Raw genomic sequence first — 23,645 nt, 5'->3', positions numbered from 1 at the left:
CGCCCGAGCAGGGCTCCTCGTACGCATGGACGAGTGATCCTCGCTACTTCTCGAACCGGTACCCCATGCCGGGTTCGGTGATGAAGTGCCTCGGGTGCGACGGATCGCTCTCCAGCTTCCGGCGCAGCTGGGCCATGTAGACCCGCAGATAGTTGGTCTCCGTCCCGTACGACGGCCCCCACACCTCCTGGAGCAGCTGCTTCTGGCTGACCAGGCGGCCGGTGTTGCGCACCAGGACCTCCAGCAGATGCCACTCCGTGGGGGTGAGCCGTACATCCCTGCCGCCCCGGTTGACCTTCTTCGCGGCGAGGTCGACGGTGAAGCCCTCGGTCTCCACCACATCGTCCTCGCCGCCCCCGGCGGGCTCCGCCCGGCGCACCGCGGCGCGGAGCCGGGCGAGCAGCTCGTCCATGCCGAAGGGCTTGGTGACGTAGTCGTCGGCGCCCGCGTCGAGGGCCTGGACCTTCTCGTCGGAGGAGTGACGGGCGGACAGGACGAGGATCGGCACCCGGGTCCAGCCGCGCAGCCCTCTGATCACCTCGACGCCGTCCATGTCGGGCAGCCCGAGGTCGAGGACGACGACGTCGGGGTGGCGGGCGGCGGCGAGCCGCAACGCGGTGGCGCCGTCGGGCGCCGAGTCGACCTCGTACGCGCGTGCCTTCAGGTTGATCACGAGGGCACGTACGATCTGCGGCTCGTCGTCGACCACGAGCACCCTGGTCATGGGGCTGCCTGCCTTTCCGGTTCTTCTTCTGCGGGGTCTGCGGGTCGGGGGTCGGTGCCGGAGCCGCCCTCCGCGCGGAGGGTGAGCACCATGGTGAGGCCGCCGCCGGGGGTGTCCTCGGCGTTGAGGGTGCCGCCCATCGCCTCGGCGAAGCCGCGCGCCACCGCGAGGCCGAGGCCGACACCCGCGCCGCGCGGGGCGTCGCCGTGGCGCTGGAAGGGCGCGAAGATACGGCCCTTGGCCTCGTCGGGGACGCCGGGGCCGCGGTCGACCACGCGCAGTTCCACGCGCCCGGCGTGGGCGCTCGCGGCCACCAGCACGCGCCGCCCGGCGGGGCTGTACTTGACGGCGTTCTCGACGACGTTGGCGACCGCCCGCTCCAGCAGCCCCGCGTCCACGGCGACCATGGGCAGGCTCTCGGGGACGTCCAGGCGCACGCTGTCCTCGGGGACGCCGCCGAGCGCCATCGGCACCACCTCGTCGAGATCGGTCGCGCGGATCAGCGGGGTGACCGTGCCGGTCTGGAGCCGGGACATGTCCAGGAGGTTGCCCACGAGGTGGTCGAGCCGGTCGGCGCCGTCCTCGATGGCCTCCAGCAGTTCGGCCTGGTCCTCCTCCGACCAGGAGACGTCCTCGGCGCGCAGCGAGGACACCGCTGCCTTGATCGCGGCCAGCGGGGTGCGCAGGTCGTGGCTGACCGCGGCGAGCAGGGCGGTGCGGATGCGGTTGCCCTCGTCGAGCGCGCGGGCCCGCTCTGCCTCCTGCTCGAGGCGCTGCCGGTCCAGGACGACGGCGGCCTGGGCGGCGAACGCGCCCAGCACCCGGCGGTCGGACGCGGGCAGCACGCGCCCGGACAGGGCGAGCGCCATGTGGTCGCCGACCGGTACGTCCACGTCCGCGTCCTCGGGCCGCGCCGGCGACAGCCCGGTGCCCGCCCGGCCCGCGCAGGTCCACGGGTCGTGGTCGCCCGTCCGTTCCAGCAGGGCCACCGAGTCCATGCCGAAGGTCTCGCGCACCCGCTCCAGCAGCGCTTCCAGGCTGCTTTCGCCGCGCAGCACGCTGCCCGCGAGGAAGGAGAGGATCTCCGCCTCGGCCCGCAGCCGGGCGGCCTGGTGGGTACGCCGGGCCGCCAGGTCCACCACCGAGGCGACCGACACCGCGACACCCACGAAGATCGCGAGGGCGACGATGTTCTTGGGGTCGGCGATGGTGATCCGGTGCAGGGGCGGCGTGTAGTAGTAGTTCAGCAGGAAGGTGCCGAGCGCCGCCGAGGCGAGGGCCGGCAGGAGTCCGCCGAGCAGGGCCGCCGCCACGGTCAGCGCCAGGAACAGCAGCATGTCGTTGGCGAGGCCCAGGTCGACCGTGTTCAGCAGCAGCGCGAGCAGCACCGGGCCCAGCACCCCGACGAGCCAGCCCGAGACGATGCGGGCCCGGCCGAGCCGTGCGCCCCGGGCGACGGGCAGTCCGCGTCCCTTCGCGACCTCGTCGTGGGTGACGATGTGGACGTCGAGGTCGGGCCCGGACTCGCGGGCGACCGTGGCGCCGACGCCCGGCCCGAACACGTACTGCCAGGCCTTGCGGCGCGAGGAGCCGAGGACGATCTGGGTGGCGTTGGCGCCGCGCGCGAAGTCGAGCAGCGCGGCCGGTATGTCGTCGCCGACCACATGGTGGAAGGTGCCGCCGAGGTTCTCGACCAGGGTGCGCTGGACGGCCAGTTCCTTGGGCGAGGCCGAGGTCAGCCCGTCGCTGCGGGCGATGTACACGGCAAGGACCTCGCCGCCGGCGCCCTTCTCCGCCAGCCGTGCGGCCCGCCGTATCAGGGTCCTTCCCTCCGGCCCGCCGGTCAGCCCGACCACGATCCGTTCCCGCGAGCCCCAGATCTTCGACACCTGGTGCCGGCTGCGGTACTCGTTCAGGTACTCGTCGACCCGGTCGGCCACCCACAGCAGCGCCAGCTCGCGCAGCGCGGTGAGGTTGCCGGGGCGGAAGTAGTTGGACAGGGCCGCGTCGACCTTGTCGGGCTGGTAGACGTTGCCGTGCGCCATGCGCCGGCGCAGCGCTTCCGGCGACATGTCGACCAGCTCGATCTGGTCGGCCCGCCGCACCACCTCGTCCGGGACGGTCTCCCGCTGCCGTACCCCCGTTATCGACTTCACCACGTCACCGAGGGACTCCAGGTGCTGGATGTTGACGCTGGAGATCACGTCGATCCCGGCGGCGAGCAGTTCCTCCACGTCCTGCCAGCGCTTGGCGTTGCGGGAGCCGGGGACGTTGGTGTGCGCTAGCTCGTCCACCAGGGCCACGGCGGGGGCGCGGCGCAGGACGGCGTCGACGTCCATCTCGGTGAAGGTGCCGCCCCGGTGCTGCAGCTCCGCGCGCGGGATCTGCTCCAGGCCGTGCAGCAGCACCTCCGTACGCGGCCGGCCGTGGTGTTCCACGAATCCGACCACGCAGTCGGTGCCCCGCTCCACACGGCGGTGCGCCTCGGACAGCATCGCGTAGGTCTTGCCGACGCCGGGTGCCGCGCCGAGGTAGATCCGGAGCTTGCCGCGTGCCATGGCCCTATTGTCTTCCCGTTCCTGCTGCATACGCAGCGTCGACCTTACGGCCAACGATGTGGACGAACAGAGCCGGAAGCACGGCAGGAGGCGTCTTTGACGGAACCCTGATGCGTGCCGCGCGGGACGGCGGAAGCGGGTCAGCTCGGATTGTCCCCGTGCGTGAGCGTCTCCCAGGCGACGAAGAGGTTGTTGCTGCCGGCCGGACGGTTGCGCTCGGTGAGGGTCTGGGTGTTGGTCATGGCGTGACCGAGCCGGTTGTGCAGCGCGTTGTAGCCGACCTCGGTGACCGGGCCGAGCCCGAGGTGCAGCGACCCGCCGCACAGCCAGCTCGGCACGGCCGTACCCAGCTCGTACTTCGCCTGGAACCCGAGCGCCTGGCGCAGCCGCTCGCCCACATTGGTGCCGTAGAGGTCCTGCCCCTGGATCCGGCTGGTCTCGGCGACGTGCGAGATCGCGGAGATGCCGTAGCCGGTGTGCGTGAGGTCGCGACAGGTCTCCTGGGTGAGGCCGGTGACGAAGGTTGACTGGCCCTGCCAGTACTTGACGACCTTCTCCCGGGTGTCGAGGTTCTGGCTCGGCACCGTCTTCGGCAGCTCACCGTCGGAGGAGAGATACACGTAGGCGGCGGTGCGGGTGCGGAACTTGGCCATGGCCTTGTCGTACGACGCCTTGTCCTCGAGGAAGACGGAGATGCCGACGGCGGCCTCCATCATGGACAGCTCCCAGTTGCCGTTGGAGTTCGAGCCGTTGATGATCTCGGGCAGATAGACGGTGCGGAGCATGGTCGCGAAGCGGCCGGAGTCGGGCCAGTCTCCGGTGTACGTGTACTTGATGATCTCGGCGGCCCTGGGCCAGGAGGAGCCCGCCCAGCCGGTCTGCAGGGGCGCGTTGCTGTTGGTGTGGTCCTTGATCGTCGCCGACCAGGCGTCCATCAGCTCGATGGCCTTCTTCGCGTACCGCTCGTCGCGGGTGATGTACCAGGCGAGGGCGTCGGTGTACGCGGCGATCGCGTCCTCGCGCTCGTCGGTGCAGCCGTTGTTCGGGTTCGAGTACGAGCCGCACTCGACGGTGGCGCGCGGCTCGGGCGTGCGGTTCAGGTCGGCGTACCTGCTCGCCATCATCTTGTCGAAGGCGCCCTTCCAGGGCTGGGCGCCCGCGTTGACCTTGTTGCGGACGAAGTCCAACTGCCCCTGGGAGACGGTGACTCCGGGGTGGACGAAGGCGGCGGGGGCGGCGTCGGCACGGTGAGCGCCGGGACGGAGTATCAGGGTGCCGACCAGCGCGGTGGTCAGCCCGGCGAACAGCAGGGCGCGGGTTCTGCGGCGGTGACGTGCGGGAGCAGCGGACATGTGGGGGGCCATCCGTTCTCGTACGTGAACGATGAGTTCTGTCATGAACACTCGCGATGGCCGGTGACGATAGGTCTGGACCAGACTTCCGTCAAGGGGTGAAGAAAGCGCGGTCTCCCCGTCGCCGTTCACAGTCGACGGTGCACAGTTCACAGTGTGCGCGGACAGGCGCGAGGGCCGCACCCCGTAAGGGGTACGGCCCTCCGCGTACCTCTGCGTCGCCTCGCGTTCCTGCGCGTGCCGTCCGGCTACCGGACCTCGGTGATCTCCGGTCCACGCTGCAGCTGGCCCATTCCTCCGGCGAAGCGGGAGCCCTGCTCCTCCTGCTGGACGCCCTCGGGGACCATCTGCGCGTCGTTCGGCAACTTCAGGACGATCGGGTCGCGAGGGGCCATCGGGCCCTCACCGCGGACCACGACCGTGTCGCGGAAGATCTGCTCGAGCAGCCCGGCGGTCTGCGGCTCCACGGCGCCCCGGCCGGAGATCACACCGCGCAGGAACCAGCGCGGCCCGTCCACGCCGACGAACCGTACGACCTGGAACCCGCCCGTGCCGTCCGGCAGCTGCACCGGCACCTGGGCCCGCAGCTCCCAGCCGAGGGGACCCTCGACCTCCTCGATGACACCGCCCTGCTGGGTGATGCCGGTGGCGATCTCCTCGCGCACCTCGCCCCAGATGCCCTCGCGCTTGGGGGCGGCGAAGGCCTGCAGCTGGATGGCGCTCTCCCGCAGCACGACGGTCGCCGCGACGATCGCGTCGCCGGCGACCTCCACCCGCAGCTCCATGCCGTCGACCCCGGGCACGAAGAGGCCGCCCAGGTCCACGCGGCCCTCGGCGGGCTCGCGCACCTCGGTGCTGTCCCAGGGCCCGTCGGGGCGCGGTTCGGGCTCCAGCCGTACGCGCTCCCGCCCGACCTCGTCCGCCTCAGTGTCGACGCCGTCGACGACCTGCTCGGCCTCGCTCGCCGCGTCCGCCGCGTCCTCAGCGGAGCCCTTCTTCTTGCGACGTCCGAACACGTCACTGTCCTTCCCGGTCGGATACGACCGAAGCGTATCGATTCCCACCCGCTGTGCCGCCCACCGCGGCATGACCGCCGGTGGACCCGAAGCCCCCTTCGGCCCGCGCCGAGCCGGGAAGCTCCGCCGCCTCCTGGAAGCGCACCTTCTCGACCTGCTGGACGACCAGCTGGGCGATCCGGTCGAAGCGCTCGAACCGGACCGGTTCGCGCGGATCGAGGTTCACCACGATCACCTTGATCTCCCCACGGTACCCGGCATCAACCGTCCCCGGGGAGTTCACGAGGGCGACACCGCAGCGGGCGGCGAGACCGGACCGCGGGTGCACGAAGGCCGCGTACCCCTCGGGGAGGGCGATCGCCACCCCGGTGGGCAGCACCGCACGCTCACCGGGCGCCAGCTCGCAGCTCTCGGTGGTGCGCAGATCGGCTCCCGCGTCCCCGGGGTGCGCGTACTCCGGGAGCGGCACGTCGGGGTCGAGGCGCCGGACCAGTACCTCCACGGGCGGACGGCTCACGGGTTCACCTCGAAGGCGCGGGTACGGCGGACCTGGTCCGGGTCGCTCATGGCCGCCTGGATCTCCGCCGGGCGGCCGTTCTCGACGAAGTGGTCGACCTTCACCTCGACGAAGAGGGCGTCGGCGCGCACGGCGACCGGTCCGTCGGGGCCGCCGATGCGCCCGGTGGCGGTCGAGTAGATCTTCCGTCCGGCCACCGCGGTGACCTCGGCCTCCAGATACAGGGTCGTGCCGACCGGCACCGGCAGCAGGAAGTCGGTCTCCAGCCGTCCGGTCACGGCGATGATGCGCAGCAGCCAGTTGAGCGAGCCGAGGGTCTCGTCGAGCGCGCTCGCGAGGACACCGCCGTGGGCGAGGCCGGGAGCGCCCTGGTGGGCGGGCTGCACGGTGAACTCGGCGGTGAGGGAGACGCCTTCTCCGGCCCGGGCCTCCAGATGCAGTCCGTGGGGCTGTCCGCCCCCGCAGCCGAAGCACTGGTCGTAGTGTGCGCCGAGCGGCTCACCGGGCGCGGGCGCGTCGGGGTGCCGCACCGGCGCCTGGGCGTCGGCCGGCGGGGTCAGGGCTGCGGAAGTACCACTCACAGGCGCAGACCTTACCCGCGCGCGGGCGGTTGTCCGACACCGTGCCAAGCTTGACGTCATGCAGCCCTCCGCGTCGCCGTACGAAGAACGTCTCACCGCCCCCCGCACCTGGTGGCTGATCTCCCTCCTGGTCGGCGTCTCCATGGCGCTGATCCTGCTGCCGTTCGGCGTGCTTCCCATGCTGGGCGGCCTGGCCGGCGGCACCGCGGTCGCGGCGGTCGCGGCCAGCTCGTACGGCTCCGTGCGCATCCGTGTGGTCGGCGACGCCCTGATCGCCGGCGAGGCGAAGCTCCCGGTGTCGGCGCTGGGGGACGCCGAGGTGCTGGACGCCGAGGAGACCCGTGCGTGGCGTACGCACAAGGCCGACCCGCGCGCGTACATGCTGCTGCGCGCCTACATCCCGACGGCCCTGCGCGTCCCGGTCACCGACCCCCAGGACCCGACTCCGTACCTGTACCTGTCGACGAGGGAGCCGGAGCGCCTGGCGGCGGCCCTGGAGGCCGCGCGCGCCAAGGCCTGAGCGGCCTCGGCACAGTCCGGGCGGTACGGCGGCGCCCCGAGGGGCGCGGGACCGTACCGCGATGTGCGGGTGGGGCTTGTGCGGCTCCCCCGCTCGCGTGGGCGGGGCAGGCCACGAGGCGCCCGCGACAGCGCACCGGAGCACTCAGTCCCTCTACGCGAGCCGAGCACAGAGCCCCTGGTGTTCGTGCCTGGCCTGTGCTTGTGCGTCAGCGTCGGAGGCGGCGCGGAGCGCTCACCTGGAGACCGCGCCAAGCGCTCGGCCGGAGGCCGCGCAGAACTCTCACTCGGAGGCCGCGCGGAATCCTCCCCCGCGGCCGAGCCCCTTCGGCGGCTCGCCCACGTCCAGTGCGTCGGCCGGCTCCTCCAGCGGCGGGAGATCGCGCAGTGCCTCCCAGGGGACCTGCCGGGTGCGCAGGTCCTTGCGGATGCGCTCGGCGAGGTGCTTGGTGTCACGCCGGTTCATCACCGCGCCGACCGCGGCCCCCACCAGGAAGGGCGTCAGGTTCGGGAGGTTGCGCACCATGCGCTTCATGATCTGCTGCCGCAGCTGCCGTTTCATCTGACCGCCCAGCGCGTCGTTGATCGTCGCCGGCCTGGTCACGTCGATCCCGCGCTCCCCGGCCCACGAGCTCAGGTAGGCGGAGCTGCGCTGCCTCAGGGTTCCCGGCGGCCGCTGCCCGTACACCTCGTACAGCTCGGCGATCATCTTGAGCTCGATCGCGGCGACGCCGGTGATCTCGGTGGCCAGCTCCGTGGGCATCGCGGGCGGTACCGGCAGCATGGCCGCGGCCCCGATTCCGGCGCCGACCGCGGACGTGCCGCCCGCCGCACCGGCCACCAGCTTGTCCGCGAGCTCCTCGGGACCGAGACCCGGGAACTGACGGCGCAGGGTCGCGAGATCCCGTACGGGGATGCGTGGGGCCGTCTCGATCAGCCGGTCGGCGAGGTACGCCAGGCCGGCTCTGGCCCGGCTGCCACCCGCGCGGGCACCGGCCTTCAGTCCTTGTCTCAGCCCGTTCCGGACGACCGCGGCGCGGCGTCGGCGCCCGGGGACGGGCTCCGGAGCCGAAGACGCCGCCGGGACCGGAAGGCCCGGCTGCGCCTCCTGACCGTGCGTGCCGTGCGCGCCCCCCGACGCCGCACCGTCCGTACGTTCGAGCGAGGCCGCCCCCGGATCGGAGGAGCCTCGCTCGTCGTCACGCACACCGTGAGAGCCGTCGTGCGGCCCTTCGTCCGCTCCCTTGCGGAAGCGGCGCTTCCAAGGAGGGGTCGAGCCAGTCACGGCCGACCCTGCCTCAGTCGCAGTCGCGGCAGATCGGCTGGCCGTTCTTCTCGCGGGCCAGCTGGCTGCGGTGGTGCACCAGGAAGCAGCTCATGCAGGTGAACTCGTCCTGCTGCTTGGGCAGCACCCGGACGGCCAGTTCCTCGTTCGAGAGGTCGGCGCCGGGCAGCTCGAGGCCTTCTGCGGCCTCGAACTCGTCGACGTCGACGGCCGAGGTGGACTTGTCGTTCCGGCGGGCCTTGAGTTCTTCAAGGCTGTCCGAGTCGACGTCGTCGTCGGTCTTGCGTGGGGTGTCGTAATCCGTTGCCATGTCGCTCTCCCCCTCTGGGTGTCTGCGGTGTCTCCAGCGCACGTAACGCGTGAGAGGCCGGACTTGTGCCCGACCCGAGGCGGAGATTTTGCCTCACATCAAGGTCTGTTACTCAATCGACACCCAACCGGACTCCTCAAGAGTGATCGGCTTGGATGGCGAAGGGGACCGTACACGGTCCGGTGGCCGCACTTCAAAGGCGTCTCACCGTGTACTTCCCGTGATCAAGACCCCCGAAAACCCGGATTTTCCCGACTTTCCGACAGGTCAGGTGATCACAGAGAGTAGATGGCCGGAAATTCGCCCTTGTGATCGATCACACACGCTTTTCAACGTGCGCCTACCGGAGAATTCCGCGCAAAGCGAACATGGTCCGGTGTCGGCGGGCATGATCTCAGATCGGCACGGCCCCGCGCATCTCAGGTCGGCAGCGTGACACGCATCACGAGACCCCCTCCCTCACGTGGCTGAGCGGCGATGTGGCCGCCGTGCGCCCGGGCCACCGACCGGACGATCGACAGGCCGAGACCCACGCCCTTGTCGCTGCCCGTGCGCTCCGTACGGAGCCTCCGGAACGGCTCGAAGAGGTTGTCGATCTCGTACGCGGGCACCACGGGTCCCGTGTTCACGACCACCAGGACCGCCTGGCCGTGCTGGAGCTGGGTCGTGACCTCCACCCAGCCGCCCTCCCGGACCTCACCGGTGCCGTCGCCGGTGCCCCTGCCGGACGGTGCCTCGCGCGTGCCGTTGCCGCCCCCGGCCGGCACGTTGTACCGGACGGCGTTCTGGACCAGGTTCAGCGCGATGCGCTCCAGCAGGACACCGTTGCCTTGGACAACCGCCGGAGCCAGCTGGACGCGGAACTCCACGCCCTTGGCGTCCGCCTCGCTGCGCACCTGGTCGATGGCCTGGGAGGCCACCTCCGCGAGGTCCACGGGCTTGCGCTCCACTATCTGGTTGTCGCTGCGGGCGAGCAGCAGCAGGCCCTCCACGAGCTGCTCGCTGCGCTCGTTGGTGGCCAGCAGGGTCTTGCCGAGCTGCTGCAGCTCCATGGGCGCGCCCGGATCGGACAGCTGCACCTCGAGGAGGGTCCGGTTGATGGCGAGCGGCGTGCGCAGCTCGTGCGAGGCGTTGCCGACGAAGCGCTGCTGGGCCGTGAAGGCCCGCTGCAGCCGCTCCAGCATCTCGTCGAAGGTGTCCGCCAGCTCCTTCAGCTCGTCGTCCGGGCCGTCCAGCTCGATCCGCCGGGACAGGTCCGAACCCGCCACCGCGCGCGCGGTGCGGGTGATCCGGCCGAGCGGGGACAGCACCCGTCCGGCCATCGCGTAGCCGAAGGCGAACGCGATGACGGCGAGGCCGAGCAGCGCCAGCAGCGAACGGCTCAGCAGCTCGTCCAGGGCGTGCTGCCGCATGGCGTCGTTGCACGCCTTGAACGCGGCGCTGAGCGCGTCGCTGCTCAGGGGCGCGTCGTCGAGGGCCGGACACGTCTCGCTGCTGATCTTGATGTTGGAGCCGCTGATGCGGAGGTTCTGGCTGCTGCCCTCGTGGATGGCCTGCGCCGCCAGCAGGTAGATGATCGACAGCAGCAGGATGCCGGCGATCAGGAACATGCCGCCGTAGAGCAGCGTGAGCCTTATGCGGATGGTGGGGCGCAGCCAGGGGAACGGGGGTTCCGGCTTCCTGGGGTCCCAGGTGGGCTTCGGGGGCGCCGCCGGGGGCGCGGGTGTCGCGACCACCGGGATCAGATCCGGTAGCCGGAGCCGGGCACGGTGACGATGACGGGAGGCTCGCCCAGTTTGCGGCGCAGGGTCATGACGGTGACCCGCACGACGTTGGTGAAGGGGTCCGTGTTCTCGTCCCAGGCCTTCTCCAGGAGCTGCTCGGCGGAGACGACGGCGCCCTCGCTCCGCATCAGCACCTCCAGCACGGCGAACTCCTTGGGCGCGAGCTGGACCTCCTTCCCGTCGCGGAAGACCTCGCGGCGGTTGGGGTCGAGCTTGATGCCCGCGCGCTCCAGGACCGGCGGCAGCGGCACGCTCGTACGCCGCCCGAGGGCCCGCACGCGCGCGATGAGCTCGCTGAAGGCGAACGGTTTGGGCAGATAGTCGTCGGCGCCGATCTCCAGGCCCTCGACCCGGTCGCTGACGTCGCCGGACGCGGTGAGCATCAGCACACGCGTGGGCATGCCCAGCTCGACGATCCGCCGGCAGACGTCGTCGCCGTGCACGAGCGGGAGGTCGCGGTCGAGGACGACGACGTCGTAGTCGTTGACGCCGATACGTTCCAGGGCGGCCGCACCGTCGTACACGACGTCGACGGCCATGGCCTCCCGGCGCAGTCCGGTGGCCACCGCATCGGCGAGCAGCTGCTCGTCCTCGACGACGAGTACGCGCACGTCCCTAGTCCTTCCTGTGTCCACCCGCGCGCCACGTCCTCGGCGCGCGGGCAGGATGTTCGTGGGTCTGTGCCTCCATCCTGCCCTTTTCGGTCATAAGTCGGCTGTAAGCCGGGGGGAGGGGAGCGGGTGGGAGGGATCGGCCGAGGTGGGGAACCGAGAAATTCTCATCCGGGCGAGGTTTCCCCGGAAGTCGGCGGGGGGAGGACGGTTTACACCCCGCGATCACGCTCTGCCTGTGCCGCACCATCACGTGGCCCGCTGCGATCCGCTTCCGCAGAGCGGGCGTGGGTGTCCGGCACCGTCGCCGCCCAGCAGGGCAGCGCTGGGCACCTACCGGAGACGTGATCGCCCCTCCCGAAAATGGCACACCCCCGTGCCACCGACCCACGACCCTGGACGAGGGGGCGCAGCATGGACGCTTTCACCGCAGGACTTCTGCAGCGCATAAGGACGACCGAGTCCGACCTCACGCGGGCTCGCGAGACGGGCGACGACTTCCTCGCGGAGGTCGAGGAGGCGGAGCTGGACGATCTGCACCGCCTCGCCGCCGAACACGGTGTGGAGGTAAGCGCGTCTCACGCCTGACCGGCACGAAGCACCGAGTGAGCGGAGCCCCGGCAGATCCAGACGGGGCTCCGCTTTTTCCTGGGCTCGGTTCGCCTCCGGCGCGCCCCTTCGGCTCACTCGCCGTAGGGCACCCCTTCGTCAGGTGAGCGTGTGAGCGCGTCAGTCGTGCCAGGCCCCCAGCTCCTCCAGACGGCCCTGGAGGAGCTCGAACAGGCCGGACGGGGCCGCGACCGTCAGGTCGGGTGAGAGCCGCTCTCCGGGGCGGCCACCCGTCAGGGCACCCGCCTCCCGGGCTATGAGGTCGCCCGCCGCGTAGTCCCAGGGGTTCAGCCCGCGCTCGTAGTACGCGTCGAGGCGGCCCGTGGCCACGTCGCACAGGTCGATCGCGGCCGAGCCCCCGCGCCGGATGTCGCGCACCTGCGGGATCAGTTCACGGACCACCTCGGCCTGCCGGGCGCGCCGTTCGGCCAGATAGCCGAAACCCGTGCCCACGAGGGCCAGGCCCAGGGCGGGTGCGGGCCGCACGTGCAGGGGGCGGTCGTTCAGGAACGCCCCGTCCCCCAGGACCGCACGCCACGTCTCGCCGCGCACCGGGGCGTACACGACCCCGACGACCGTCTCGCCGTGCACCCGGGCCGCGATGGACACCGCCCAGCTGGGCAGCCCGTAGAGGTAGTTCACGGTGCCGTCGATCGGGTCGATGACCCACTGGACACCGCTGCTGCCCTCGACGCTGGCGCCCTCCTCGCCGAGCACGCCGTCGTCCGGCCTGCGGTCGGCCAGCAGGCCGGTGATCATCTTCTCGGAGGCGATGTCCATCTCCGTGACGACGTCGACGGCGCTGCTCTTGGTGGCGGCCACGCCCAGGTCCTCGGGCCGGCCGTCGCGCAGGAAGGCCCCCGCGCGGGCGGCCGCGTCTAGCGCGATCTCCAGCAGTTCCGCCTTGAGGGCGTCCGGGTACGGGGCCGGCTCGGGCTGGTCGGTCACGGTGCTCCTCACGCGTAGGGGCTGTCGGCGCCCGCGGCGGCGGGCAGCGGGTTACGGGACGGGCAGCAGCCCACCGGGCACACGTTGTGGCTCGGGCCGAGCGCGCCCAGGGCGCACGGGGTCACCGGGCGGGCGCTCTCGGCCGCGGCGCGCTCCAGGACCAGGTCGCGGATCGCGGCGGCGAACCGGGGGTCGGCGCCCACGGTGGCCGAGCGGCGCACCGGCAGGCCCAGCTCCTCGGCCTTGGCCTTGGCCTCCGTGTCGAGGTCGTACAGGACCTCCATGTGGTCCGAGACGAACCCGATGGGGGCCATGACGACGGCCGGGACCCCGGCGCCGTGCTGCTCCTCCAGGTGGTCGCAGATGTCCGGCTCCAGCCACGGAATGTGCGGGGCGCCGGAGCGGGACTGGTAGACGAGCTTCCAGGGGCGGTCGACACCGGTCCGCTCGCGCACGGCGTCGGCGATCACCTGGGCGACGTCCAGGTGCTGCTTCACGTACGCGCCGCCGTCCCCGTGCTCCTCCACCGGTCCGGAGGCGTCCGCGGCCGAGTCGGGGATCGAGTGGGTCGTGAAGGCGATGTGGGCGCCGTCCCGCACATCCGCGGGGAGGTCGGCGAGGGACTCCAGCACGCCCTCGATCATGGGCTCGATGAAGCCCGGGTGGTTGAAGTAGTGCCGCAGCTTGTCGATCCGCGGCAGCTCCAGGCCCTCCGCCTCCAGGGTCGCCAGGGCGTCGGCGAGGTTCTCCCGGTACTGGCGGCAGCCCGAGTACGAGGCGTACGCGCTGGTGGCGAGGACGAGGATGCGGCGGCGGCCGTCGGCGACCATCTCGCGCAGGGTGTCCGTCAGGTACGGCGCCCAGTTGCGGTTGCCCCAGTAGACCGGCAGGTTCAGGCCGTGCTCCGCGAAGTCCTTGCGCAGCGCGTCGAGCAGGGCTCGGTTCTGGTCGTTGATGGGGCTGACCCCGCCGAACAGGAAGTAATGCTGGCCCACCTCCTTGAGGCGTTCCTTGGGGATGCCGCGGCCACGGGTCACGTTCTCCAGGAACGGGACCACGTCGTCCGGTCCCTCCGGGCCTCCGAAGGAGAGGAGCAGCAGTGCGTCGTACGGGGTCGGGTCAGTTGCGTCGGGCATGTCTACGATCCTGCCACCCACCACCGACAGCCGGGCTCGCGGCCCGCGTTCCGCCATGCATTAGGGTTACCTAACTCGTAAGCTGTATCGACGAAAGTCACGCCTTACTTATCCTCGTCCGGGCTTACCGGATTCCACGGCAGACTCCCGGAGACCCCGTGCCCAGCCCCTACTTCGCCCTGTTCGCCGCTCCCGGCACCAAGGCCTTCACCGCCGCGGGTCTCCTCGGCCGGATGCCGCTGTCGATGATGGGCATCGGCGTGGTGACGATGGTCTCCCAGCTCACCGGCCGCTACGGCCTCGCCGGGACACTGTCGGGCACCATCGCGCTGTCCGCCGCGGTGGCCGGCCCTCAGGTCTCGCGTCTGGTGGACCAGTACGGGCAGCGCCGGGTGCTGCGCCCGGCCATGCTGCTCACCCTGGCCGCGGCGGCCGGGCTGCTGCTCGCCGCGCACTACCAGTGGCCGGACTGGGTGCTCTTCGTGTGCTCGGCGGGCGTCGGCTGCACGCCCAGCCTCGGAGCGATGACCCGCGCGCGCTGGGCGGCCATCTACCGGGGCACCCCGCAGCTGCACACCGCGTACTCCTTCGAGTCCGTGATCGACGAGGTCTGCTTCATCTTCGGGCCGATCATCTCCATCGGCCTGTCGACCGCGTGGTTCCCGGAGGCCGGTCCTCTCCTCGCCGCCTGCTTCCTCGCGGCCGGCGTCCTCTGGCTGACCTCCCAGCGCGCCACCGAGCCGGAGCCGCATCCGCGTGAACAGCACGGGGTGGGCGGCTCGGCCCTGCGCTCGCCCGGCCTGCAGGTCCTCGTGCTCACGTTCGTGGCGACCGGCACGATCTTCGGAGCGGTCGACGTGGTCACCGTGGCCTTCGCCGAGGAACAGGGGCACAAGGGCGCCGCGAGCGTCGTCCTCGCCCTGTACGCCGCGGGTTCCTGCGTCGCGGGCATCGTCTTCGGGCTGCTGCGCTTCGCCGGGGCCGCCGAGCGCCGGTGGCTGCTGGGTGTGTGCGCCATGGCCGTGAGTATGATCCCCCTCCAACTGGTCGGGAACCTGCCGTTTCTGGCCGTGGCGCTCTTCGTGGCGGGCCTCGCCATCGCACCGACGATGATCACGACGATGGCCCTCGTCGAGGAGCACGTACCACGCGCGCAACTGACCGAGGGGATGACCTGGGTGAGCACAGGTCTGGCGGTCGGGGTCGCGCTCGGTTCCTCCGTGTCCGGCTGGGTGATCGCCGCCGCCGGGGCGGAGGCCGGGTACGGGGTGCCGGCGGTCGCCGGGGCCGTCGCGGTCGCGGTCGGTTTCCTCGGGTACCGCCGGCTGCGCAGGCCGGCTGCGCAGCGGGAGGGGACCCATGAGCGGCACGGGGAGCGGGACGACCACGAGCGGCCGGGCGTGGCATAACTGGGCGGGCAACATCACCGCCCGGCCGGTACGGGAGGTCGTGCCCGCCTCGGTCGAGGAGCTCTCTGCGGCCGTACGGGAAGCCGCCGAGGACGGCCTGCGGGTGAAGGCGGTCGGCACCGGGCACTCCTTCACGGCCGCCGCCGCGACCGACGGCGTCATGATCCGCCCCGATCTGCTGACCGGTATCCGCGGGATCGACCGGGACGCCATGACGGTCACCGTCGAGGCCGGTACCCCGCTCAAGCGGCTCAACGTGGCGCTCGCGCGCGAGGGCCTCTCGCTCACGAACATGGGCGACATCATGGAGCAGACGGTGTCCGGCGCGATCAGCACCGGCACCCACGGCACCGGCCGCGAGTCGGGCTCGCTCGCCGCCCAGGTCACGGCACTCGAACTGGTCACCGCCGACGGCTCGGTCCTCACCTGCTCCCGCGAGGAGAACGCGGACGTCTTCGCGGCGGCCCGCGTCGGCCTCGGCGCCCTGGGGATCGTCACCGCGGTCACGTTCGCCGTGGAACCGGTCTTCCTGCTCGCGGCACGCGAGGAACCGATGCCCCTCGACCGGGTCCTCGCCGAGTTCGACCAGCTCTGGGCCGAGAACGAGCACTTCGAGTTCTACTGGTTCCCGCACACCGGCAACACCAACACCAAGCGCAACAACCGCAGCGCGGGCCCGAAGCGACCGGTGAGCCAGGTGCGCGGCTGGCTGGAGGACGAGTTCCTCTCCAACGGCGTCTTCCAGGTGGCCAACTGGGTGGGTCGCGCCGTGCCCGCCACGGTCCCCTCGATCGCGCGAATATCCAGCCGCGCTCTGTCCGCGCGCGCGTACACCGACATTCCCTACAAGGTCTTCACGTCCCCGCGCCGGGTGCGCTTCGTGGAGATGGAGTACGCCGTCCCGCGCGCCGCCCTGGTGGACACGCTGCGTGAGCTGAAGGCGATGGTCGACCGCTCGCCGCTGCGCGTCAGCTTCCCCGTGGAGGTCCGCACGGCCCCGGCCGACGACATCACGCTCTCCACCGCGTCCGGCCGCGACAGCGCCTACATCGCCGTCCACATGTTCAAAGGCACCCCGCACCGGGCGTACTTCACCGCCGCCGAGCGGATCTTCACCGCGCACGACGGGCGGCCGCACTGGGGCAAGGTGCACACGCGCGACGCCGATTACCTCGCCGAGACGTACCCCCGGTTCGCCGAGTTCACGGCGCTGCGGAACCGGCTCGATCCGGATCGGCGGTTCCAGAACGACTATCTGCGGAGGGTGCTGGGCTCGTAGCCGACGCGCTCGGGGCCGGGTCCGCGCCCGGCTCCTCGCCGGCGGAACTCTCGGTGGCGTCCGGTGCCGGGCTCCCCTCCGTACCGCTGCCGCCGTCCTCCGCGGAGGCGCCGTCCGTGGGCGTACCGCCGCTCGTCGCGGACGGCGTCGTGGAGGACGGCCCGCCGTCCTCCACGGCACCCGGGGAGTCCGGGGAACCGGAGTCGTCCGTGGAGCCGGTCGAGTCGGTGGGATCGGTGGAGTCCGTCGAGTCCGAGGAGCCGGAGGAACCCGGATCGTCCGAGGACGACGGCTTGTTGTGCCCGGACAGGGCATCGCCGACGGTGGTGCTGTTCCCGCCGCCGAGGCCGGTGCCGGAGACCAGTTCGTACGTGGTGATTCCGGCCATCGTGACACCGAAGACCACAGCGGCGGCGATCACGGGCCGCCGCCGGCCCCTGGCCCGCGCGCGGTGGACGGTCGCCGCGCCGAATTCCCCGGGTGCCCGGACCGGTTGCTCCGCGGGCCTGGTCTGCGCCGCGGCGTCGCGCAGCTGTTCGCCGGTGCGCCGCAGGAAGTGCTGGAGGACCGTGCCTCCGCAGGTGGCGATGACGCTCACCACACCGGCGCCGAGGATCGTCCCGTAGACGCCGAAGTACGACGCGAGTCTGGCGGCCACCACAGCGGCCACCGCACTCCCGGCGACCTGGGGAAGGCTCAGGTCGAGCTTGTTCCCGCGGCCCCCACCGCCCTCCCTTTCCTCACCGTCGTCCGCCTTTTCCTCGCCGTCGTCCGCTTTGGCGCGCATTCCCGGGGCTTGCCTACCTTTCCCGTACTTGGTCGTCCGATTGCACGAGAGGGGGACGTACGAGCGAAACCATTGGTTCCGTTTCTGGAGATTCCGTGAAGTGCGCCACGCCTTACCCACACGAAAGTGATGCTTCGGACGGCCAACTCCCGCCCTTCGGGGAAAGTTCGGCGGCGTGCCGATCCACGCAAGTGGCCCGAATGGAGTACTGTTGCGATCCCTGGGTCCGGACTCCCGCCAGGGTGTCCGGGGCCTTTGAGGACCGCCGGGAGGGGGAGCTTTGCACAGGGTGATGAGATTCGTCACTTAGCGTTGCGAATTGGTTACCGTGCCATAACGGCGGCCCAGGGCCCACGCCCGACACGCCGGGCAACTCGGCAAGGTTGTGGCAGGCTGCACCCGGGCAGGCCACACTCGACTAGCGGAAGCAGCGACGCACGTGACGTCGGCAGGCACCACCCGGGAGGTCCCCATGCCCGAACTGCGTGTCGTGGCCGTCTCCAATGACGGCACACGGCTGGTGCTGAAGGCTGCCGACGCCACGGAGTACACGCTTCCGATCGACGAACGGCTGCGCGCCGCGGTGCGCGGCGACCGTCCCCGCCTCGGTCAGATCGAGATCGAGGTGGAGAGCCATCTCCGCCCCCGCGACATCCAGGCCCGTATACGTGCCGGCGCGTCGGCCGAGGAGGTCGCGCAGCTCGCCGGCATCCCCGTCGACCGGGTACGACGCTTCGAGGGCCCCGTGCTCGCCGAGCGCGCCTTCATGGCCGAGCGGGCCCGCAAGACGCCGGTCCGCAGGCCCGGGGAGAACGCCGCGGGTCCGCAGCTCGGCGAGGCCGTCCAGGAGCGGCTGCTGCTGCGGGGCGCCGAGAAGGACACCGTCCAGTGGGACTCGTGGCGGCGCGACGACGGCACCTGGGAGGTGCTGCTCGTCTACCGGGTCGCCGGTGAACCCCACTCCGCGAGCTGGACGTACGACCCGCCCCGGCGGCTCGTACAGGCCGTCGACGACGAGGCGCGCTCCCTGATCGGCGAGTCCGACGACCTCGGGACCGCCGAGCCCAGCTTCCCGTTCGTGCCCCGCATCGCACGGCTGCCACGGGACCGCCCCCTGGACCGCCAGGCGGAACGTCCCGTCCCGCAGGCCCCGTCGTCGCCCGAGCCGATCGAGGAGAGCGCCGGCGACCGCGACTCGCTCACGAGCATCCTGGAGGCCGTCCCCAGCTACCGGGGCGACCTGGTCGTGCCCGAACTGCCCGCCGAGACACCGGAGGAGGGCGCGCCCGAGCCGGAGGCCGAGGAGCCCCCGGCGCCCGCGGCCTCGGCCGGTTCGGCCTACGCGGACGTCCTCATGCCGCGCTCGGTCACCAGCCACCGGGACCGGCTCATCGGGGCCACCGACCGCCAGGCCGAGGCGGACGGCGTCCGTCCCGGGCGCCGTGCGGCGGTGCCGAGCTGGGACGAGATCGTGTTCGGTACGCGGCGGAAGAAGCAGGACTAGTCACTCGTACGCGCCAGGGGCCCGCATCGTTCAGATGCGGGCCCCTTTCCCTGCGAGCGCCTTCTCCGGCAGGCCTCACGCGGCCGTCGGCGTCACCGGGGACCGGTCACCGGAAGTCCGGTCACCGGTCCGGTCACCGGTCCGGTCACCGGGGGTCCGGGCCCTTCGCCACCGGGCGGTCGCCGTCCCGGCTCCACTCCGACCACGAGCCCACGTACAGGGCGGCCGGGATGCCCGCGGCGGCCAGGGCGAGGACCTGGTGGGCGGCGGACACGCCCGACCCGCAGTAGACGCCCACCTCGGACGCCCCGGCCGCGCCCAGCGCCCCGAAGCGGTCGGCGAGTCGGCCGGCGGGCAGGAAGCGGCCCGCGTCGTCCACGTTCTCGCTGGTGGGCGCGGAGACCGCGCCCGGGATGTGGCCGCCGACCGGGTCGATGGGCTCGACGTCGCCGCGGTAACGCTCGGCCGCCCGCGCGTCCAGCAGCAGCCCGGTGCGCGCCACCGCGGCCGCCCCGTCGGCGTCCAGGAGCGGCAGGGCGCCCGGCTCGGGTGTGAAGGTCCCCGGGTCCGGCCGGGGAACCTCCGAGGTCAACGGGCCGTCCCAGGCGGCCAGACCGCCGTCCAGGACCCGTACCGAAGGGTGCCCCGTCCAGCGCAGCAGCCACCACGCGCGCGCGGCGGCCCAGCCGAGCCCGCCGTCGTACACGACGACCTCCCGGCCCGGCGAGACACCGGCCGCCCGCATCGCGGCACCGAAGACGTCCAGGCCGGGCAGCGGATGCCGGCCGCCGGATCCCGCGGGACCGGCGAGTTCGGTGTCCAGATCGACGAAGACGGCTCCCGGGATGTGCGCCTTCTCGTACTCGGGCCGCAGATTCGGGCCGCCCAGCTGCCAGCGGACGTCGAGCAGGACCGGCGCCTTCGGGCCCGCGAGGGCCCCGGCCAGTTCGGACGCGGAGATGATGGGATTCATGGCCCTCATCCTCGCGCACAGGGTGGCCGCCTTCTGCGGGTCCGATTACTCTGCCCGCCGGACCGGTCCGATCACGACCCCTGCGGGGCGAAGTACATGTCGCACCTCTGAGCGACGCCGCGCGCCTGGCGTGCGGAACGGGAAGAGAAGCGATAATCCAGGCATCCTTCCGCTGCTGCCGCCGTACGGCAGCAGCGCGGCTGGAACCCGCTGTACCGGACGTCGCGCGAGCAACACGTGGTGCGCACGGGGCAGGGCACAGCACGAACGGGACGTGAACGCGCACCACCGCGGCACGCGCGTATCCGAGCGGATGTGACACGGCCGCCGCGAGGGGCCGGGAAGAGAGTGACGATGACCGAGGCACGGGGACCGGCCGTCCCGGACGATGCGGCGCACCCGCCCGGCACACCCTGCTGGGTGAGCCTGATGGTGCACCGGGTGGCCGCGACCCAGGAGTTCTACGGTGCGCTGTTCGGCTGGGAGTTCCGGCCGGGGCCGCGGCAACTGGGGCCGTACGTACGGGCCCTGCTGGACGGCCGCGAGGTGGCCGGGATCGGTCAGCTGCCGCCCGACCGCCATCTGCCCGTCGCGTGGACGCCCTATCTGGCCTCGGAGGACGCGGATGCGACGGCCGAGCTGGTGCGGCACTGCGGGGGCACGGTCGGGGTGGGTCCCCTGGACGCCGCCGAGGCGGGCCGGCTGGCCATCGCCTCGGACCCCTCGGGCGCCGTCTTCGGCATCTGGCAGGCGTCGGTGCACCTCGGCACCACCGTGACGTGCGAACCCGGCGCCCCCGCCTGGCACGAACTCCTCGTCCGCGACACGTCCGTCGTCGCGAAGTTCTACCGGACCGTCTTCGGCTACGAGGACGAGCCGGCCGCTCCCGCCGGCCCCGACCACGTCGCCCTCCATCTCAAGGGACACCCCGTGGCCGGCATCCGCGGCGTCGGGAGCGCCCTGAGCCATGACCGCGGCCCGCACTGGCTCACCTATTTCCAGGTCACCGACACCGACGAGGCGCTCACCCGTGCGTGCGATCTCGGCGGCCGGCTCCTCGAACCGGCCCACGACACCGCCCACGGGCGGGTCGCGACGGTGGCCGATCCGGAGGGGGCGGTGTTCTCACTGGTGGACGGGGTGGGCTGACGGCTGCGCCGCCGGCTCCGCGTCCACCGGCAGCACGTCCGGCGACAGGGCGCCCGCCCGTGCCGTGGCCGCCGTCATACGGCGCCGGTGGTGGCGGCGGCAGAGGACCTCGTAGCCGATGGCACCGGACTGGTTGACGTCGCCGACGACCACCTGGGCCCCCTCGACGACCATGCGCCCGCCGATCGTGCGGGCGTTGTGGGTGGCGCGGGCGCCGCACCAGCACAGGGCCTCGACCTGGAGGACCTCCACCCGGTCGGCGAGCTCCACGAGGCGCTGGGAGCCGGGGAACAGCTTGGAGCGGAAGTCGGTGGTGATGCCGAACGCGTAGACGTCGATGCCCAGGTCGTCCACCACCCGGGCCAGCTGGTCGATCTGCTCGGGGGCGAGGAACTGCGCCTCGTCCGCGATCACGTAGTCCGCGCGGTTGCCCTGGGAGAGGTGGTCCACGAGGTGGGCGTACAGATCCTGGCCGTCCGCGACCTCCACGGCGTCCGTGACCAGGCCGAGCCGCGACGACAGCTTGCCCTCGCCCGCGCGGTCGTCACGGCTGAAGATCATGCCCTGGAGGCCGCGTGCCGAGCGGTTGTGCTCGATCTGGAGGGCCAGGGTCGACTTCCCGCAGTCCATCGTTCCGGAGAAGAACACCAGCTCGGGCATGGGACGTCGGGGACCTTTCGGGCGGAATGGGCTCGGTGGATTCGGTGGGGCGGGCGTCGGCGTCGTCGGCGCTCCGGAGCGCGCGGTGCCGAAGGGCGTGCGCGGAGGGCTCGGCTCGCTCGGGGCATGACGGTCAGGTGCGCACTTCCAGAAGCGGGACCAGTTGTTCCGCCGGGGTCATCGAGCCGTGGTTACCGGTCATCGAGGACTCGTTCGGTTCCCGCTCGGAGGCGATGAGCAGGACGTCGTCATGGGCCGCCGCGACCACGTCGCCGATCCGGTCGTACACCCGGTCCTCGACGGCCGGACCGAACCAGCCCGCCGCGACCGCCTCGTCGCGCGAAGCCACCCAGAACTGCTCGCCGAGCACCTCGCGCCAGACGGCCAGCACGTCCCTCGCGGCGCCGGGCAGCGCGTAGACATGGCGGGCGCGCCCCTCGCCGCCCAGCAGGGCGACCCCGGCGCGCAGCTCCCAGTCCTCGTCGAAGTCGATGCGGTGCTGTTCGTCGAAGGGGATGTCGATCATGCCGTGGTCGGCGGTGACGTACAGGGCCGTACGCGGCGGGAGCTGCTCCGCGAGGCGCTGGACCAGGCGGTCCACATGTCCGAGCTGGCCGCGCCAGGCGTCCGAGTCGACGCCGAAGCGGTGGCCCTTGCCGTCGACCTCGGCGTAGTACGTGTAGACCAGCGAGCGGTCTCCCTCGGCCAGTTGCCGGGCCGCGAGGTCCATGCGTTCCTCGCCGGAGAGACGGCCGTGAAACGTTCCGCCGCTGAGCGCGATCTGGGTCAGCGGGGTGTGCTCGAAGGTGGGCGAGGAGACCTGCGCGGTGTGCACGCCCGCGCGGTCGGCCAGCTGGAAGACGGTGGGGTACGGCTGCCAGACGGCCGGCGGGGTCCACGGCTTCCAGCGGAGCTGGTTCATCAGCTCGCCGGTGTCCGGGTTGCGGACCGTGTAGCCGGGCAGGCCGTGTGCGCCCGGCGGCAGGCCGGTGCCCACGGAGGCCAGCGAGGTGGCGGTGGTCGCCGGGTAACCCGCGGTGATCGGGCGTCCGGTGCCGCCGCGCGAGGTGGCGAGCAGCGAGGTCAGGTACGGGGCCTCGTCCGGGTGGGCCTTCAGCTGCTCCCAGCCCAGCCCGTCGATCAGGAAGACGCAGTTCCGGTCGGCCGGGGTCAGCTCCGGTATCGCGGCGGTCATGCCGGGGACGCCCAGGCCCGCCGCGAGCGTGGGCAGCAGATCGGCGAGCGAGCCGGTGCCGTACTCGGGCAGGGGGGCGGAGCCGATGGCGAGGGGTTCCGGGTCGTCCCAGGCAGGAAGCGCCATCAGCGGGTGACGTCCGCGGTCGCCTCGGAGAGGGCCTGGGCGAAGGCGAGGGCCTGGCGCACCGTCTCGGGGCCGTCGCCGGCCTCGCTGACGCGCAGGCTGAGGTCGTCCGCCGTCGAGTTGCCCGTGTAGCCGTGGTCCGCGTCACAGTTGGGGTCGCCGCAGGCGGCGGGCTCCAGGTCGATGCGGGAGACGGCGCCCCAGCCGATGGTCAGGACGACCTCGCGGGGCAGGTTGCCAGGCGTGTACGACTCCGGGTTGGCGACCACGCGGCTGACGACGACCGAGGAGATCCGGCCGAGTTTCACGGACTCGGTGGACGTCGTGGCGTACGGCGTCGGGGAGGTGGTGTCCGCCGCCTGCTCGTCGGTGTGGCTGACGATGAAGCGGTTGCCGGTGAGGACGAGCACGGTCACGTGCCGCCGCACCTCGTTGGCGTCGAACGTCGTCTCCTGGTGGACCAGGTACGACCGGATGGCCTCGCCGCCGACGGCGGCCTCCACCGCCTCGGCCACGAGAGCCGGGTAGTAGCCGCTGCGCTCGATCGCCGCCCGCAGCCCCTGGGTCGTCGTACTGGTCTTGGCCATGTCCTCCATCCTACGGGGGCGCACTG

23 protein-coding genes are annotated in these 23,645 nt (G+C 72.0%); 6 read left to right on the top strand and 17 right to left on the bottom strand.

Annotation, left to right across the window (positions count from 1 at the left end; genetic code table 11):
- Positions 1-43: 43 nt before the first annotated feature.
- From IE242_RS32765 to IE242_RS32740, 6 genes are all read right to left on the bottom strand, one after another.
- Positions 44-724, bottom strand: a complete 681-nt coding sequence (locus IE242_RS32765; RefSeq protein WP_189865900.1) for a response regulator — start codon at positions 722-724, stop codon at positions 44-46.
- Positions 721-3,282, bottom strand: coding sequence for a sensor histidine kinase (locus IE242_RS32760; protein ID WP_189865899.1), 2,562 nt, complete (start codon positions 3,280-3,282; stop codon positions 721-723). Before IE242_RS32760 ends, IE242_RS32765 begins: the two co-directional genes overlap by 4 nt.
- Positions 3,283-3,422: 140 nt before the next feature.
- Positions 3,423-4,634, bottom strand: coding sequence for an alginate lyase family protein (locus tag IE242_RS32755; protein WP_189865898.1), 1,212 nt, complete (start codon positions 4,632-4,634; stop codon positions 3,423-3,425).
- Positions 4,635-4,882: 248 nt separating this feature from the next.
- Positions 4,883-5,650, bottom strand: a complete 768-nt coding sequence (locus IE242_RS32750) for a DUF3710 domain-containing protein (RefSeq protein WP_189865896.1) — start codon at positions 5,648-5,650, stop codon at positions 4,883-4,885.
- A 1-nt stretch (position 5,651) separates the two neighbouring features.
- Positions 5,652-6,167, bottom strand: a complete 516-nt coding sequence (gene dut / locus IE242_RS32745; protein WP_189865893.1) for a dUTP diphosphatase — start codon at positions 6,165-6,167, stop codon at positions 5,652-5,654.
- Complete coding sequence (locus IE242_RS32740; protein ID WP_189865891.1) at positions 6,164-6,748, bottom strand: PaaI family thioesterase; 585 nt, start codon at positions 6,746-6,748, stop codon at positions 6,164-6,166. Before IE242_RS32740 ends, dut begins: the two co-directional genes overlap by 4 nt.
- A 58-nt stretch (positions 6,749-6,806) precedes the next feature.
- On the opposite strand from IE242_RS32740, the gene IE242_RS32735 reads away from it, so the two are divergent.
- Complete coding sequence (locus IE242_RS32735; RefSeq protein WP_189865889.1) at positions 6,807-7,268, top strand: DUF3093 domain-containing protein; 462 nt, start codon at positions 6,807-6,809, stop codon at positions 7,266-7,268.
- 282 nt (positions 7,269-7,550) lie between these two features.
- Here the strand turns inward: IE242_RS32735 and IE242_RS32730 are convergent, their stop codons facing one another.
- The 4 genes from IE242_RS32730 to IE242_RS32715 all read right to left on the bottom strand — a co-directional run bounded on the left by IE242_RS32730 (position 7,551) and on the right by IE242_RS32715 (position 11,257).
- On the bottom strand, positions 7,551-8,552 hold the full coding sequence (locus IE242_RS32730; protein ID WP_189865887.1) for a hypothetical protein: 1,002 nt from the start codon (positions 8,550-8,552) through the stop codon (positions 7,551-7,553).
- Between the two features lie 13 nt (positions 8,553-8,565).
- Entirely contained in the window at positions 8,566-8,862 is a 297-nt protein-coding gene (locus IE242_RS32725) for a DUF4193 domain-containing protein (protein ID WP_005481602.1), read from the bottom strand.
- A gap of 419 nt (positions 8,863-9,281) precedes the next feature.
- The gene (locus IE242_RS32720; RefSeq protein WP_189865885.1) at positions 9,282-10,598 is read right to left on the bottom strand and encodes a sensor histidine kinase; all 1,317 of its coding nucleotides are present in this window, start codon (positions 10,596-10,598) and stop codon (positions 9,282-9,284) included.
- A gap of 5 nt (positions 10,599-10,603) precedes the next feature.
- The gene (locus IE242_RS32715; RefSeq protein ID WP_007387794.1) at positions 10,604-11,257 is read right to left on the bottom strand and encodes a response regulator transcription factor; all 654 of its coding nucleotides are present in this window, start codon (positions 11,255-11,257) and stop codon (positions 10,604-10,606) included.
- 414 nt (positions 11,258-11,671) lie between these two features.
- On the opposite strand from IE242_RS32715, the gene IE242_RS32710 reads away from it, so the two are divergent.
- A complete protein-coding gene (locus tag IE242_RS32710) occupies positions 11,672-11,845 on the top strand; it encodes a hypothetical protein (RefSeq protein ID WP_189865883.1) in 174 nt (57 codons plus the stop codon).
- Positions 11,846-11,986: 141 nt separating this feature from the next.
- On the opposite strand, the gene IE242_RS32705 is transcribed toward IE242_RS32710, so the two are convergent.
- Both IE242_RS32705 and IE242_RS32700 read right to left on the bottom strand, forming a co-directional pair.
- Positions 11,987-12,814, bottom strand: a complete 828-nt coding sequence (locus IE242_RS32705) for an inositol monophosphatase family protein (protein ID WP_189865881.1) — start codon at positions 12,812-12,814, stop codon at positions 11,987-11,989.
- 8 nt (positions 12,815-12,822) lie between these two features.
- A complete protein-coding gene (locus IE242_RS32700) occupies positions 12,823-13,950 on the bottom strand; it encodes a ferrochelatase (RefSeq protein WP_189865879.1) in 1,128 nt (375 codons plus the stop codon).
- Between the two features lie 158 nt (positions 13,951-14,108).
- Here IE242_RS32700 and IE242_RS32695 point away from each other — a divergent pair, with 158 nt between their 5' ends.
- Together IE242_RS32695 and IE242_RS32690 are read left to right on the top strand one after the other, a co-directional pair.
- Positions 14,109-15,359 carry an MFS transporter gene (locus IE242_RS32695; protein ID WP_189865877.1) on the top strand — a complete coding sequence of 417 codons (1,251 nt, stop codon included), beginning with the start codon at positions 14,109-14,111 and terminating at the stop codon, positions 15,357-15,359.
- Positions 15,310-16,638: a D-arabinono-1,4-lactone oxidase gene (locus IE242_RS32690; RefSeq protein WP_189865875.1), complete on the top strand. Its 1,329-nt coding sequence runs from the start codon at positions 15,310-15,312 to the stop codon at positions 16,636-16,638. Before IE242_RS32695 ends, IE242_RS32690 begins: the two co-directional genes overlap by 50 nt.
- Here the strand turns inward: IE242_RS32690 and IE242_RS32685 are convergent.
- Entirely contained in the window at positions 16,562-17,425 is an 864-nt protein-coding gene (locus tag IE242_RS32685) for a hypothetical protein (RefSeq protein WP_229859741.1), read from the bottom strand. The genes IE242_RS32690 and IE242_RS32685 overlap by 77 nt on opposite strands.
- A 472-nt stretch (positions 17,426-17,897) precedes the next feature.
- On the opposite strand from IE242_RS32685, the gene sepH reads away from it, so the two are divergent.
- Positions 17,898-18,929, top strand: coding sequence for a septation protein SepH (gene sepH / locus IE242_RS32680; RefSeq protein WP_189865874.1), 1,032 nt, complete (start codon positions 17,898-17,900; stop codon positions 18,927-18,929).
- A gap of 145 nt (positions 18,930-19,074) precedes the next feature.
- Here sepH and IE242_RS32675 read toward each other — a convergent pair whose 3' ends face one another.
- Positions 19,075-19,902 carry a sulfurtransferase gene (locus tag IE242_RS32675; RefSeq protein ID WP_189865872.1) on the bottom strand — a complete coding sequence of 276 codons (828 nt, stop codon included), beginning with the start codon at positions 19,900-19,902 and terminating at the stop codon, positions 19,075-19,077.
- Positions 19,903-20,256: 354 nt separating this feature from the next.
- Between IE242_RS32675 and IE242_RS32670 the strand changes: the two genes are divergently transcribed.
- Entirely contained in the window at positions 20,257-21,051 is a 795-nt protein-coding gene (locus IE242_RS32670) for a VOC family protein (protein WP_189865870.1), read from the top strand.
- On the opposite strand, the gene IE242_RS32665 is transcribed toward IE242_RS32670, so the two are convergent.
- The 3 genes from IE242_RS32665 to IE242_RS32655 all read right to left on the bottom strand — a co-directional run bounded on the left by IE242_RS32665 (position 21,028) and on the right by IE242_RS32655 (position 23,619).
- The gene (locus IE242_RS32665) at positions 21,028-21,711 is read right to left on the bottom strand and encodes a thymidine kinase (RefSeq protein WP_189865868.1); all 684 of its coding nucleotides are present in this window, start codon (positions 21,709-21,711) and stop codon (positions 21,028-21,030) included. The two genes, IE242_RS32670 and IE242_RS32665, sit on opposite strands and share 24 nt — an antisense overlap.
- 133 nt (positions 21,712-21,844) lie before the next feature.
- A complete protein-coding gene (locus tag IE242_RS32660; RefSeq protein WP_189865866.1) occupies positions 21,845-23,032 on the bottom strand; it encodes an alkaline phosphatase family protein in 1,188 nt (395 codons plus the stop codon).
- Entirely contained in the window at positions 23,032-23,619 is a 588-nt protein-coding gene (locus IE242_RS32655) for a DUF5998 family protein (protein WP_189865864.1), read from the bottom strand. The genes IE242_RS32660 and IE242_RS32655 overlap by 1 nt, the downstream gene beginning before the upstream one ends.
- Between the last annotated feature and the right edge of the window lie 26 nt (positions 23,620-23,645).

The organism is Streptomyces poonensis, from assembly GCF_014650915.1.
Lineage (GTDB): Bacteria > Actinomycetota > Actinomycetes > Streptomycetales > Streptomycetaceae > Streptomyces > Streptomyces poonensis.
This window is presented reverse-complemented; position numbering and strand designations above follow the sequence as displayed.